The organism is Exiguobacterium sp. s70, assembly GCF_018618315.1.
GTDB classification, from domain to species: Bacteria; Bacillota; Bacilli; order Exiguobacteriales; family Exiguobacteriaceae; genus Exiguobacterium; species Exiguobacterium chiriqhucha.
The window spans coordinates 519017-533780 of the sequence record NZ_JACSLV010000002.1 but is presented as its reverse complement, the minus strand read 5'-3'; the positions used below and the strand labels follow the sequence as shown (position 1 = coordinate 533780).

The following is a 14764-nucleotide window of genomic DNA, read 5'->3' as shown; positions in this document are numbered from 1 at the left end:
CCGCATGGGTCCCCCCTAACTCAATGAATTATTTTACTGTTTTCATGAACTCTTCGAACTCAGCGTCAGTCGCTGGAGCCGTGATGTCTCCGTCGATCAACTGTGTGCGGTACTCTTCAACTTTTGTGAGGACGTCAGCTGCAACGTTCTCATCAGATGTTTCAGCAATCCCTACTCCATCGTCTTTCAAAGAGAACTCAACGATTTCGCCTGCAGGGAATTTATCTTCCATTGCAAGTTTCGATACTTCGTAAGTAGCCGTGTCAACACGTTTGACCATTGAAGTAAGCGTTACGTTTTCTGGAAGACCTTCTTCGTATTGGTCACGGTCAACACCGATGACCCATACATCTTCGCCGTTCTTCTTACGGTTTTTCGCTTCTGTGAATACCCCTACCCCAGTACCGCCTGCTGCGTGATACACGATATCAGAACCTGCTCCGTACATACCTGAAGCGATTGCTGTACCTTTTTCAGCTGAGTTGAAGTCTTCAGCGTACTTCACGTCAATTGTTGCATCCGGGTTAACGGCCATGACACCAGCTTTATAACCGTTCTCGAACTTCTTGATCAAGTCAGACTCAACGCCACCGACGAATCCAACTTTGTCAGTTTTCGTAGTAAGACCAGCGACAACACCGACGAGGAACGAACCTTCTTGCTCTTTGAACGTGATCGATGCGACGTTCGGTGCATCAACGACCATGTCGACGATTGCGAAGTTGTTATCTGGGAACTGCTCAGCAACTTTTTGGATGTCTTCGCCCATCAAGAAGCCGATTCCATAAATCAAGTTGAAATTATCGCGTGCCAATTGTTGCAAGTTAGGCTGATAATCCGCTTGTTTTGAAGATTGAAGATATTTGAAGCCTTCGTTCTCAGTCAAGCTGTTGTCTTTCCCGAACTTCGTAAGACCTTCCCAAGCTGATTGGTTGAACGATTTATCATCGACACCGCCAGTATCGGTTACCATGGCTACTTTGAAGTCGCTGCCTTCGCCGCCGCCTTCGCCGTTTGAAGCACCTTCATTGTCATCCCCGCCACATGCTGCGAGTACTGTTGAGAGTGTGAGACCTGCTGCTAAAGCTGAGAGAATCGTTTTTTTCTTGTTCATCGTCGTGTTTCCCCTTTCGGATCATAACAATTAAGGTTGTCATGTCATCAGTAGTCTTTACACCGGTATAAGAAAGCGCTTTCACGCTGTTCCCCAAAAATAACCGTTTCCGGATAAAACGAACGTGCTTAGACGCGTTTGCGAACGACGTGGAAGTCGAAGCGGTCCGCTCGGAAAAAGTTCGCCGAATCGAGCAGCGGTAAGTCGCTCTCATCGTAATGCAATTGCTTTAATGCCAGTAACGGTTGGTCCGTTTGAAGTTGCGTCGAGATTTCCGCGTTCACACTCGGTTCGATGTGCGTGATCGCATAAGCGACCCGACGTCCTACCTCTTGTTCGAGCGCATCAAACAACGACTTACCTTCCGTCAACGCTTTAGGATTCGAGACGAGGTGGGCCGGAATTTTATCGACACAGTATACAACTGGTGTCTCGTCTGCATAACGAATCCGCACGATCCGATAAATCGGCGAGTTCGGTTCGATTTTCAGACGCTCAGCTTCTCTCTCGGTCGCTAGAACCTTTTCGGCCACCAATACTTTCGTTCCTGGTGTCATCTTGGCGCGCATGATCATGTCCGTGACACTGAACAGTTCTTCAATCCCTGAAGTGAACGGGGGTTTTGAACTGATAAATGTTCCGACGCCATGTTTCCGCACGACAAATTTCTCGTCTTCGAGGATACGAAGGGCTTCCCGGAGTGTCGCTCGACTGACTCCTAGTTGCTTCGACAACTCGAACTCTGAAGGAAGTTTCTCTCCTTCACGATAGACACCATCGTCGATATCTTGCTTGATTTTCTCAATCACGCGAAGATAGAGCAAGCGATGATCGAGCTTGATCGACATGGGCCTCACCACCTTTACCTATTCTAACCAGTGCTCAGACATCTGACGTATGAATGTCCTTGCCAATATTAAGTATAGGGATTCGAGAATTAGAACGCAATACTTTTTGTTCGGAATCAGGGAAATATTTTAAAGTGAAGGGATTATGTATACCTCTTAGTCTATATTACCTGTTGTGAAGCCGTTTGAAAAGAAAACGTAAAATGTAAACGGTATTAAAAAATGAAAGCGGTTCAACGATTTTAGTAGTATGTCTTAATGTCTATAATAGGTCAGATGTGCTATATTAGTTCATCCTAACATGACGTCGACCCCGATCATCACGTTTGAACCGGATTATCTGAAATTATATAAAAAACGAACGATTAGGTTTTCTTACACCTAATCGTTCGTTTTAATATTTAACCCTCTGGTTGGTTAATGAGCACTTTCCGCGGCTTTGAGCCTTCTGACGGCCCGACATATCCAGCCTGTTCGAGCGAATCGATCAATCGGGCGGCTCGATTATAACCGATGCGGAATCTTCGTTGAATCATCGAAGTGGAAGCCGTCTCTTGCGTCAAGATGAATTGAACGACTTCTTCGAACAATGAATCGTCCGAGTCGATCGTCGTGACTTCCTCTTCTTTCGGCATCATCGCCTCGACATACTGGGCCCGTTGTTGGGCGATGACGTGATTGACGACCGTCTCGACTTCTTGATCCGAGACGAACGCACCTTGGACACGAATCGGTTTGTTCATCCCGTTGGCGAGCATGAGCATGTCACCCCGTCCGAGCAGCTTTTCCGCACCGCCGCCGTCAAGAATCGTCCGGGAATCCGTTTGCGACGAGACCGCGAACGCGATCCGTGACGGGATGTTCGCTTTGATGACACCGGTGATGACATCGACCGATGGACGCTGCGTGGCAAGTACCATATGAATGCCGGCTGCCCGAGCCATCTGGGCGAGACGCATAATCGCGTCCTCGACGTCGTTCGAGGCGACCATCATCAAGTCGGCGAGCTCATCGACGATGACGACGATGAACGGCAGACGCTTCGCGTCCTCGTCGTCCGACTTATCGACGAGTTCGTTATAGCCTTCGATGTTCCGGACTCCGTAGCGGCTGAACAGCTCATAGCGCCGCTCCATCTCGGCGACGACTTGTTTGAGCGCTTGGGCCGCTTTCTTCGGATCCGTCACGACCGGCGTCAATAAGTGTGGGACACCGTTATAGACGTTCAACTCGACCATTTTCGGGTCAATCATCATGAGCCGGACCTCATCAGGACGCGTCCGCATCAAGAGCGACACGATCATTCCGTTGATGCAGACCGATTTCCCCGAACCGGTCGAACCGGCGACGAGCAAATGCGGCATCTTGTTCAAGGCGATCGTCACCGTCTCACCGCTGATGCTGCGGCCCAATGCGACGAGGAGCGGCGACTGTTCCCGCTTGACCGGATCAGCTTCGAGCACTTCACGGAGACAGACCGGGGCCACTTCCTGGTTCGGCACTTCAATCCCGATGGCTGCTTTGCCCGGGATCGGTGCCTCGATGCGGATATCTTTCGCCGCGAGCGCGAGGGCAAGATCGTCACTGAGCGAGGTGATGCGGCTCACTTTGACCCCGATATCCGGTTGCAGTTCATATTTCGTCACGGTGGGCCCGAGATGAATCTTCAATACTTTCACGCCGACGCCGAACGATTTGAGCGTTTGGACGAGTTTTGTCGCATTCGCTTTCAAGCGGGCGTTCTCGCCGGACAAATCGGTCACGACCGGTTCACTGAGAATGGTGAACGTCGGAAGCTCATACGTATCCGATACATCCTGTGATGCCGTCATCATCATATCCTCGGTCGGCAGGTCGGCCACTTCTTCCGACGGGGCCGACTCCTCCGTTTTCGGACGTTTCTCGGCGACGACTTTCTCGCTGAACCCGACGATTGGGATATCATGCATCGTCACCGCATCCGCCTCAGACTCCGCTTCGGCAGGTGACGGTTCCACGACCTTCGCCGGGGACGGAACAGCCTTCTGACGCTTCACAGGGGCCGGTTTGACCCGTTCCCGGTCGTGCCACTCTTGTTTGATGGCCGTGCCCGTCTCAAGTAGCCGCGAACCCATCGTCCGCCAAATCGTTGGCGACAATAGGGAAATCCCGACAATCATGCAGAGGGCGCCTAAAAAGACGATCCCGAAGTCAGAGAGCAAATATTGGTTGAGTCGATAGAGCGCCCCGTTGACCTCGCCTCGTTCGGCCCCCCATACCAAGTCCCCGAACATGAGAAACGACGTGAACAACAATAGAATCCCGGTCCGTTGCATTGGGCGAAACTCATTTAAGAAGACGAGCAACGTGAACGCGATTGCCAAATACGTAAGCGCCCCCCAGCCCCCGAACAACGTCGTCGCGAGAAGCGACGTCTGATTGCCGACCCATCCGAAATCGAACAGGGAAAAGATGAAGGCCGTAATCGACAGAACGAAGGCGATCCAGCCATATGTACGCAGTGGGATGGGCTGTTTTTTCGCACGTCTCGTCGTCGGTCGCTTCCGCTTTACCGGAGTTTTTCTCGTTTTTTGTGCCACCTTAGATTCCTCCTAAAAAAACAAGGCAAAAGTCTGATGACTTTTGCCTTAATCTCAATTCTTTAAATCTCCATGATGATCGGCAAGATCATCGGACGACGTTTCGTCTGCTCGTACAAATAGACGCTGAGCCGTTCGCGGATATTTGATTTCAATTCGGTCCAATCACTTCCAGCTTGGAGACTCTTCTCAATCTGTTTCGTGACGATGCGGTTCGCTTCTGAAATCATCTCTTCCGATTCACGCATATAGACGAATCCACGCGAGATGAGTTCAGGTCCTGAAATCAATTTCTTCTGTTTCCGGTTCAACGTGACGACACAGAGAACGACACCGTCTTGTGACAAGAGACGACGGTCACGGAGCACGATATTCCCGACGTCCCCGACACCGATTCCGTCGATTAAGACGTTTCCAGCCGGCACTTTGCGGCTCATCCGGGCTTTGCGGCCCGTGAACTCGACGACATCCCCTTTTTCAACGATGAAGATGTTGTTCGACTTCACACCGACTTGCTCGGCGAGTTTCGAGTGGGCCATCTGCATCCGGTACTCCCCGTGAATCGGGAGGAAGTACTTCGGTTTGACGAGGTTCAACATGAGCTTGAGCTCTTCGGCCGAACCGTGTCCCGAGACGTGTACTTTGCGTTGGTTATAGATGACGTTGGCGCCTGAGCGGAAGAGCAGGTCAATCGTCTTCGAGACAGACTTCTCGTTCCCCGGAATCGGCGTCGCCGCGATGACGACCGTATCGTTCAGGCGGATGTTCACTTGTTTATGGGCGTTGCGCGCCATGCGCGTCAAGGCCGCCATCGGCTCACCTTGCGAACCAGTCGTCAAGATGACGACTTTGTTGTCAGGCAAGCGATTCACTTGTGAAAGCTCGACGAGCGTCTTCGGCTTGAAGCGCAAGTAGTTCAGCTTCTGGGCCACTTCGACGATATTGACCATGCTGCGGCCGACGACGGCCACTTTACGGTCGTTCGCTTCGGCTGCCGCGAACACTTGTTGCAGACGGTGCACGTTCGAGGCGAATGACGCGACGATGACGCGGCCTTCGGCTTGATAGATGACGTCGTTCAACTCGGCCCCGACGAGCGATTCCGAACCGGTTTGACCCGGACGTTCCGCGTTCGTCGAATCCGACAAGAGGCAAAGGACGCCCCGTTGGCCAATGGCCGCCAACTTGTTGAAGTCTGACTGTTTCCCATCGACCGGTGTGTAGTCAAACTTGAAGTCGCCCGTGTGAACGATGGCACCTTGTGACGTTTGGATACAGACCCCGACACAATCCGGGATCGAGTGGTTGACGCGGAAGAAAGTGATGAAATGATCAGCGATAGTCAATTTCGTTTTGGCGTCAATCAATCGGAGGTCGACTTCTTTCAATAAGCCAGCCTCTTTCAATTTGAGCTCGATTAAACCGAGCGTCAATTTCGTCCCATATACGGGAACGTGTTTCAAATCACGGAGTACGTAGCTGAGTCCACCGATATGGTCTTCGTGACCGTGTGTGATGAAAATCGCGCGTACCCGATCTTTATTTTCTTTCAAATACGTAATGTCCGGGATGACGATATCAATCCCGAGCATCTCATCGCCTGGGAACATAAGGCCGGCATCGATGACGAAGATGTCGTCGTCTAGTTCCACGACGTACATGTTCTTCCCGATTTCGCCTACGCCTCCAAGCGCAAAGACGCTAACGTTCTCTGTCTTCTTCTTTGACACTAACAAAAACCTCCTAGATGTTGCATATTCTGTTTCGTCCACTTATCGCTACTGAATATTGTATCGGAAAACTGCTGATATGCCAACATTTCCGTTCAATCGACGAGAGGTTTCATCACATCGGCAAGCGGCATCGTCGCTTTGTCATCCGGACGTTTCCCGGAAGCGAGCTGACGAATCGACAAACCGAAGTCCATTTGTAAGTGTGGGTAATCCGGAAAACTTCTCCAATCCCCGCCCCATTCGAAGCCGAGCGCCTTGCCGAGCTCCCCTAGTTCTTGCCAATCCGGTTCATCCGACCGATTGTGGTCCGACTCCAAATCATAGTCGGCGCGGTTGTTGTGAATGATGACGAAGTCGACGGCAAGGCCATAGTTATGGTAGCTCTCACCTGCTTTGGCGTTCGTCACGACTTGACCTGGTTTCGAACGACCTTGGGCGTACAGGGCGTTCTGCTCATCGGCTGAACGGTATCCTGACGTCAGGCGAACCTCGAGACCGAGGCACGAATAGGCTAGCCGTACGAAAGATTCACTCCGCTCCCGGACGTGCGGATGCAGTTTGGCGAACGCCTTCTCGCTACGCTCGACGATGACCGCTTCCGAGCGCGAGTTGCGCTCACACATCCCCGCCTCGAACGTCGGTTCATCGACCCATGGCATCGGCCCCGGACGTGACAACGTATACGCTAAAAAGATTCCGACTAAAAAAGCCGTCATCGCGAACGTCAAGACGCCGGTCCATTTCATCGGCGCAACCGTTTACGGAGTCCTTTGACGAGCGGTAATCCTGTTTCAAGGGCGAAATAGAGCGGACGATTCAAGACGAGATCGAACTCGCCAACCTTCTCGATCATATCGCTACCCCAACCTGATTTGAACGCATACAGACCCGCATACTCATCATCGGCGTCGGTGCTGCCTGATACGCCACCGAAATCATAGCGTTCGGCCCCGCTCGCCTTGGCCGCTTGCATCATCGTCCATTGCATGAGGTGGTTCGGCATGAAGTCACGGAACTCGTTCGAAGACGCGCCGTACAAGTAATACGAGCGTCGTCCGGCTAACGTCAACAGACCGCCCGATAAGACGAGCCCGTTCGGGTACTTGTCGTGCAACTCATTCAGTTCCGGCAACGCAGCTTTAATCTTTTCAATCTGTTCGCCCGTCTGCTTTTGACGGTTCAACAGACTTGTCCGTTTCTTCTCCACCGTCTCCGTCTCGAGGGAACGTTCAATCTTGCCGAGGTCACGTTCGGCTTTTTCGAGCGTGGCCATCTGTTGGTCGAGCGCGAGCTTCGGTTCGAGTTTCGTCAAGAACAGACGCGCGTCCCCTGGCTGCAGGCAATCGTATAAGTTCTCGAAGTAATCAAGGCCCCGGATGGCAAAGCCGTCCCGCTCGCCTGTCACTTTCATCAACTCCGCGAACGTCTGGAGACCATCGCGACCGACTTCCGTGCAGACGATTCCTTTTCGTTCTGCCAAACGCACGTTATAGCGGAACTTATGATGGAACTTGCCAAAAATCTCTTTCTCGCTCGGACGCAAGTCCGTCTCCATCGTGAACCGAGGCTGGGCGTAATCGAACCCGCCGCCGTATCCTTTATGGGCGAAGCCAAGACTCGCCATCTCGGTCAATAGACCTGGCACTTCATCTCGATCGATATTCGGATCAATTTTCACGGTGATCGCTTTGTTCGCCTTGGCGACCCGTTTCGCTTCTTCGGTCAACGCGGTCAACGAAGCCACATCGTCATAGTCGACGACGAAACCGCGCGGCGCGTAGCAAAGCGTGAACGGGAGTTTAGGTACGCGTTTGAACAAGAGTAATGCGACCCCGCTCGTCACACCACCGGTCGCGACGGCGATCCGCTCGGCGAACCAGCCGTTTTGTCGTTTGACGTTGGCCCAACTTGAGAGTTGAAGCAAATCCCCACGGTCATGTGTTTTGACGAACTCGTCATGCTCTTTTTCTGTCAAGGTGATCGGTTGTACTGCCATAAATCATGATTCCTCCGTCTTCAAAATTGTCGCTCGGACGATTGCTTCTTCATCTAGCGGAATTTTCTCATTGCCAATGATTTGATATTTCTCATGTCCTTTGCCGGCCAGGACGACGATGTTATCGGACTCGGCCAATTTGGCCGCGTAGCGGACCGCCTCTTCGCGGTCCCCGATTTCAACGAAATTGTCGTGGGTCATCCCGGCAGCGATGCCGCTCGTGATTGAGTCGTAGGCTTCAAAGCGTGGATCGTCCGTCGTGATGACGACCGTTCCCGCATACTTCGAGGCCATCTCTCCCATCGTCGGTCGCTTCGTAACGTCACGATTTCCGCCTGTCCCGATTAAGAACACAATCTTCTCTTTCGGCACGCCGACGAGCGACTTCAAGCATTGCTCGATACCGTCGGGCGTGTGGGCGTAATCCGCATAGACGTTATAGCCCGGCACATCGAGGCGTTGCATGCGTCCTTTGGCCGGATGGATCGCTTCGAGCGCCTGGACGATTTCGGGCAAGCGATAGCCTGCCGCGAGCAGGCAACCTGTCGCGAGCAAGATGTTATACACGTTGAAGCGGCCGATGAATTGAACCGTCAACGGATGGCGTTCGCCTTGATAGTTGAGGCAAAAGCTCGTCTCTGACAGCGTCTGAACGATATCTGATGCCGTCACGTCTGCCATCGCGTCAATCGCATAAGTAATCACTCGCGCCCCTGTCATCGTCTCATACAGCTTGCTATACGGGTCGTCTGCGTTCAGTACGGCGACCTTGTGACGTGACGCCATCTGTCCGAGTTGTGCGAACAGTAGGCCTTTCGCTCGCGCATAGTTCTCGAACGTGCCGTGGAAATCGAGATGGTCGTGCGTCAAGTTCGTGAAACCGACGATATCAAAGTCCGTCCCGATGACACGGCCGAGTTCGAGTCCGTGCGATGACACTTCCATCATCACATCGGTCACGCCTTCTGCGTGCATCCGGGCGAGCAACTGTTGGAGCTCCGAGCTTTGCGGTGTCGTATTTTTACTTGGGACGACCGTATCGTTGATGCGGACCTCGACCGTGCCGATCAATCCGGTGCTATGACCGAGCTCGGTGAGGACGTCGCGCAAAATCGTCGTTGTCGTCGTCTTGCCGTTCGTCCCTGTGATCCCGAACAGACGCATCTGTTCAGACGGATACTGATAGAACGCCGACGCTAAGAGGCCGACCGATCGTGTGCTGTCGCGCACGATCAAGTTCGGTACGCTTAACGAGAGCGGACGCTCGCTGACGACGGCGACGGCCCCTTTGCTGACCGCCAATTCGGCATAGTCATGGCCGTCGACCGTATAGCCTTTGATGGCGACGAACAGCGTCCCAGGGACGACTTCTCTCGAGTCGGTCGTCACATGGGTCACTGGGATGGCTTGTAAGTTTGGTTGATTAATCAATTGAATGTGTTTAGCTAAATCCGTTAAGTTCAAGTCTTTCCCTTCTTTCACCTGTTCCTGTCCAAAGTAAAGAATACCTCTTAATCAGTGTAGAGAACTTACAATTCGGTTTCAAGTCAGTCTTCGGACGGAAGGACATAAGATTTGGCAGGGGCGTGGCTGAGCACCTCTCTGATTAAGGCGTTGACACCATGCACATCGATGCGATCGATTTTATCGAGCACCTCGTTCAAGTCTTCGACATCGTCGAGCAGGACGAGGTTTCGACCGTTTCGGTTCATGCGGGCACTCGTACTCTCATTCCCCAGGACGAGCGAGCCTTTCAATTGGCGCTTGCCTTTCTCGACTTCCTCGTCGGACAATCCATCCGCAATCAACGTCTCGAGTTCGCGCGTCATAATCGTCTCGACTTGGGCGAGCGTATCCGGAGATGTCCCGATATAGATGGTGAACGTCCCGTGGTCATCGAACGTCGTGTAGTACGAGTAAATCGAGTATGCCAGCCCCTCTTCTTCTCGAATCGACTGGAAAAGACGCGATGACATCGTGGCCCCGATGGCGTTGTTCATCAAGGCCAAATGCGGCAGACGGTCATCTTTGGCGGCAATCGCCTCAAAGTTCCAACAGAGGTGTGCTTGCTCTGTCTCTTTCTGTTTTTTCATCACGTCACTGTATAAAATCGGAGTCGTCGATTCTTTCGGAGATTCCCCTGATGGGAGGTCGGCAAACCTTGTCTTGACCGCCTCAATCAATTCATCGGTCACATGCCCGGCAATTGAAACGACGACACGATTGCCCGTGTACGTCGAAGCGACGTAACGGAGCAGTTGGTCCCGCGATAGTCCGAGGACGCTCGCTTCCGTCCCGAGAATCGGTTCGGCAAGGATGTCGTCCTTATAGACGGCTTTCGCGAGCAGCTCGTGGACGAGGTCTTCCGGTGTGTCCTCATACATTTTAATCTCTTCTAAGACGACCCGCTTCTCTTTCTCGAGCTCCGTCTCATCAAATAACGAATCGAACAGCATGTCGGCGAGCGCATCGAACGCGATGACCGCGTGCTCGTCAAGCGTCTTCACGTAATAGCACGTATGATCTTTCGACGTGAACGCGTTGACGCTGCCTCCGAGCTCATCGAAGAACGACGCGATTTCTTTTGCCGTTCGCGTCTTCGTTCCTTTAAATAACATATGTTCAATCAAGTGGCTGATACCGATCTCGGTCATGTCTTCGGTCCGAGTTCCGGCTTTGATAAAGACACCGGTCGACGTGCTGCGGACATCCGCCATCGGTTCAATCACGATGCGGACGCCGTTGTCTAATGTGATCCATTCCATGTTATCACTCCTATGAAAAAGGCCATCGCACCAGACGATGGCCATCATGATTAGTTTGTCGAGCGTGGCGGACGACGGTCTCCGTCACGACGCGGCGGACGGCTGTCACGTGGTGGACGGCTTTCGCGCTGCGCTTTACGTTTTGCTTCGTATGCTTCACGTTCTTCCGGTGACAATCCTTCAAGGATGAGCACTTTGTGTGAGGCATTGACTCGGCCTTTGTCGTCAATCTCTGTCACACGGACTTTGATTGTATCGCCGAGTTTAACGACGTCTTCCACGTTCGCGACACGCTCTAAGCTGAACTCAGAGACGTGGACGAGCGCGTCTTTCCCTTTGAACAATTCGACGAACGCGCCGAACTTCTCGATGCGGCGGACCGTTGCATCGAACTCTTCGCCGACGACGACTTCACGGACGATGTCGCCGATGAGGGCCATCGCCATATCGATGCCATCTTGATCGGTCGACGCGATGAAGACCGTTCCGTCTTGCTCGATATCGATTTTGACGCCCGTTTGGTCGATGATGCTGTTAATCATCTTCCCGCCCGGTCCAATCACATCGCGGATCTTATCCGGATTGATCGTCATCGTCACGATTTTCGGTGCATACTTCGACAACTGCGGACGCGGTGCGTCGAGCGTCTCAAGCATATGATTCAAGATGTGGAGACGGCCTGAACGTGCTTGTTCGAGTGCCTCTTCCAAAATCTCACGCGTGATTCCGGCGATTTTGATATCCATTTGGAGCGCCGTGATCCCGTCTTTCGTTCCAGCGACTTTGAAGTCCATGTCACCGAGGTGATCTTCGAGTCCTTGGATGTCCGTGAGAACCGTGTAATGTTCGCCTTCCATGATGAGACCCATCGCAATCCCGGCAACCGGTGCCTTGATTGGAACCCCTGCATCCATGAGAGCGAGTGTCGAGCCACAGATTGACGCCTGTGAACTTGAACCGTTCGACTCGAGTACTTCCGAGACGAGACGAATCGTGTACGGGAAGTCGGCTTCTTTCGGGATGACCGGGAGCAACGCACGTTCTCCGAGAGCACCGTGACCAATTTCACGACGACCTGGCGCACGCACCGGACGAGCTTCTCCGACCGAGAACGGCGGGAAGTTGTAATGGTGCATGAAGCGCTTGTTCTCTTCGAGACCGATGCCGTCGATGATTTGAGCATCTCCGATGACGCCGAGTGTCGCCACCGACATGACTTGTGTTTGTCCACGTGTGAACAATCCAACGCCGTGGGCGCGTGGCAATAAGCCCGTTTCCGACGCAAGTGGACGGATGACTTCCGGGCGACGACCGTCCGGACGAACTTTATCGACCGTGATGAGACGGCGAACTTCATCTTTGACAAATTTGTTCAAGATGCCAGACACTTCTTTCAACTTGGCCGGCTCGTCGACGAGGCGCTCTTCGTAGATGGCGACGTACTTGGCAATCACTTCGTTGATTGCTGCATCACGCGCATGCTTCTCTTCGACTTGAACCGCAGCGTTGATTTCTGGACGAGCTGCTTCGAGCTCAGCCGTCAAGGCGTCATCAAATTTCGATACCGTGTATTCGAACTTCGGTTTCCCGACAGCTTCGACGATTTCCGTTTGGAAAGCGACCAATTTCTTGATTTCTTCATGACCGAACAAGATTGACTCGAGCATGACGTCTTCCGGTACTTCGTTGGCGCCTGCTTCAACCATGTTGATTGCAGTTGCCGTTCCGGCGACTTGGAGTTCGAGGTCTGTCTGTTCGAGCTGAGCCGTCGTCGGGTTGACGACGAACTCACCGTTGACGCGTCCGACTGTCGCACCGGCGATCGGGCCATCGAACGGGATGTCTGAAATCGAGAGTGCGATTGACGTTCCGAGCATACCGGCCATCTCAGCTGGGCAGTCCGGGTCGTTCGACATGACGTAAATCATCACTTGGATATCATGACGGAAGCCATCCGGGAAAAGCGGACGGATCGGACGGTCGATGAGGCGCGATGTCAAAATCGCGTTCTCCCCAGGACGACCTTCCCGACGGAGGAAACCTCCTGGAATTTTACCGACCGAGTATAATTTTTCTTCATAGTTGACCGTGAGCGGGAAGAAATCTAAATCCTTCGGCGCTTTCGATGCTGTGACCGTGGCGAGCACGACCGTGTCCCCATAACGGACGAGTGCCGAGCCGTTTGCTTGTTTCGCAAGTTGCCCGACTTCTACAGACAGCGGACGCCCGCCCCATTCTGTAGAAAATACTTGTTTCGTACCTAACATGAACATTCTCCTCTCAAACCTTATCTAGTTTATTATGTAACTCATTCATATGAATGTCTAATGATTTTCCTCCTAAAAAAGAAGAAACGGACTAGGAACAAGTGTCCCAGCCCGTCACATGGTCCGTTCGGATTAACGACGGAGACCAAGGCGTTGAATCAATTCACGGTAACGTGTAACGTCCTTGTTACGAAGGTACGTAAGCAAGTTACGGCGACGTCCAACCATTTTCAAAAGACCGCGACGTGAGTGGTGGTCTTTTTTGTGTGTACGAAGATGATCGTTTAAAGTGTTGATTTGTTCAGTCAATACTGCAACTTGAACTTCCGGTGAACCAGTGTCACCTTGTTTTGTCGCGTATTCCGCGATGATTTCGTTCTTACGTTCTTTTGAGAGTGCCATTGCCTCTCCACCTCCATTTAATAGAAAATTGCCGCGTTGCCGAGCCGACGTTGGTGAATCGATCAGCCAAGCGAAGCGGTGTACTTTGCGTACCAAAATAGGATACCGTACCACCCATCCAAAGTCAAGACAGGATTGCCCGAGCGGCCGTCTCATCTTGCTTGAGTTGGGCGATGAGCGAGTCGAGTCCGTCGAACGCCCGCTCGTCCCGTAAATAGTGCATCCATTCGATTTCGATCAATTGTCCGTATAAATCTTCCGAGAAGTCGAACAAGTGGCTCTCGATTGAGACGTCACCGGTCGCATAGAACGTCGGCCGCCGACCGACGTTCGTCATCGCGTCGAACGTCCGACCGTCCTGAAGCCGTACACGCGTCGCGTAGACGCCTAGACGCGGCATGACATACGATGCGTCCATGACGACGTTCGCCGTCGGGTAGCCGATCGTCCGGCCTCGGGCGTCACCGTGGATGACTTCCCCGCAGATAACGTACGGCGTACCGAGCAATTCGCTCGCCACATCGACATCACCGGCACCGAGCAACTGACGAATCCGCGTCGACGACACTTTTTCGCCGCCGCTCGTCTGTTCGGCGACGACCGAGGTCGTGAAGCGACCGCGCGCATGATACGGCAGCGTTTCCATCGTCCCCTCGCCGAATTTACCGTACGAGTAGTCAAAACCTGCCGTCACATGGACCGCACCGGCACCAATCAAATAGTCATCCACGAACTGTTGTGGCGACAGGCTCGCCAACTCTTTCGTGAACGTGATGACGATGCACCGTTCGACACCGAGTGCGGCAATCCGGTTCAATTTCCGCTGGAGCGGTGTGATGTAACGGACCGCATCCGGTTTGTTCGATAACACTTGTTTCGGGTGCGGGTCGAACGTGATGACGGTCACGGGCACGTCAAGCTGTTTTGCTTGCGCCTGCGCATGCCGAATCACGGCCTGATGTCCGGTGTGGACGCCGTCAAAAAATCCGAGCACCATGACCGAAGGGACCAGGTCTGGTGTCTCAGGATACGTCAGATGGATCGTTTCCATACTTCAATC

General features: G+C 52.9%; 11 protein-coding genes. All 11 read right to left on the bottom strand.

Annotated elements, in window-relative coordinates:
• Positions 1–28: 28 nt before the first annotated feature.
• Positions 29–1114, bottom strand: a complete 1086-nt coding sequence (locus tag KNP84_RS07390) for a BMP family lipoprotein (protein ID WP_021067172.1) — start codon at positions 1112–1114, stop codon at positions 29–31.
• A 128-nt stretch (positions 1115–1242) separates the two neighbouring features.
• Positions 1243–1962 (bottom strand): GntR family transcriptional regulator, encoded by a 720-nt coding sequence (locus KNP84_RS07385; RefSeq protein WP_021067171.1) that lies wholly within the window; start codon positions 1960–1962, stop codon positions 1243–1245.
• Between the two features lie 401 nt (positions 1963–2363).
• On the bottom strand, positions 2364–4541 hold the full coding sequence (locus KNP84_RS07380; protein WP_215114541.1) for a DNA translocase FtsK: 2178 nt from the start codon (positions 4539–4541) through the stop codon (positions 2364–2366).
• A gap of 62 nt (positions 4542–4603) precedes the next feature.
• A complete protein-coding gene (locus tag KNP84_RS07375) occupies positions 4604–6271 on the bottom strand; it encodes a ribonuclease J (RefSeq protein WP_021067169.1) in 1668 nt (555 codons plus the stop codon).
• Positions 6272–6366: 95 nt separating this feature from the next.
• On the bottom strand, positions 6367–7020 hold the full coding sequence (locus tag KNP84_RS07370) for a M15 family metallopeptidase (RefSeq protein ID WP_021067168.1): 654 nt from the start codon (positions 7018–7020) through the stop codon (positions 6367–6369).
• Positions 7017–8270 carry a lipid II:glycine glycyltransferase FemX gene (locus KNP84_RS07365; RefSeq protein ID WP_214836272.1) on the bottom strand — a complete coding sequence of 418 codons (1254 nt, stop codon included), beginning with the start codon at positions 8268–8270 and terminating at the stop codon, positions 7017–7019. Before KNP84_RS07365 ends, KNP84_RS07370 begins: the two co-directional genes overlap by 4 nt.
• 3 nt (positions 8271–8273) lie before the next feature.
• The gene (locus KNP84_RS07360; protein ID WP_031200186.1) at positions 8274–9734 is read right to left on the bottom strand and encodes a UDP-N-acetylmuramoyl-L-alanyl-D-glutamate--2,6-diaminopimelate ligase; all 1461 of its coding nucleotides are present in this window, start codon (positions 9732–9734) and stop codon (positions 8274–8276) included.
• 83 nt (positions 9735–9817) lie between these two features.
• A complete protein-coding gene (locus KNP84_RS07355; RefSeq protein WP_021067165.1) occupies positions 9818–11035 on the bottom strand; it encodes a M16 family metallopeptidase in 1218 nt (405 codons plus the stop codon).
• A gap of 50 nt (positions 11036–11085) precedes the next feature.
• Entirely contained in the window at positions 11086–13302 is a 2217-nt protein-coding gene (gene pnp / locus KNP84_RS07350; protein WP_021067164.1) for a polyribonucleotide nucleotidyltransferase, read from the bottom strand.
• 132 nt (positions 13303–13434) lie between these two features.
• Positions 13435–13704, bottom strand: coding sequence for a 30S ribosomal protein S15 (gene rpsO, locus KNP84_RS07345; protein ID WP_015881433.1), 270 nt, complete (start codon positions 13702–13704; stop codon positions 13435–13437).
• A 124-nt stretch (positions 13705–13828) separates the two neighbouring features.
• Positions 13829–14755, bottom strand: coding sequence for a bifunctional riboflavin kinase/FAD synthetase (locus tag KNP84_RS07340; RefSeq protein ID WP_021067163.1), 927 nt, complete (start codon positions 14753–14755; stop codon positions 13829–13831).
• Positions 14756–14764: the final 9 nt, after the last annotated feature.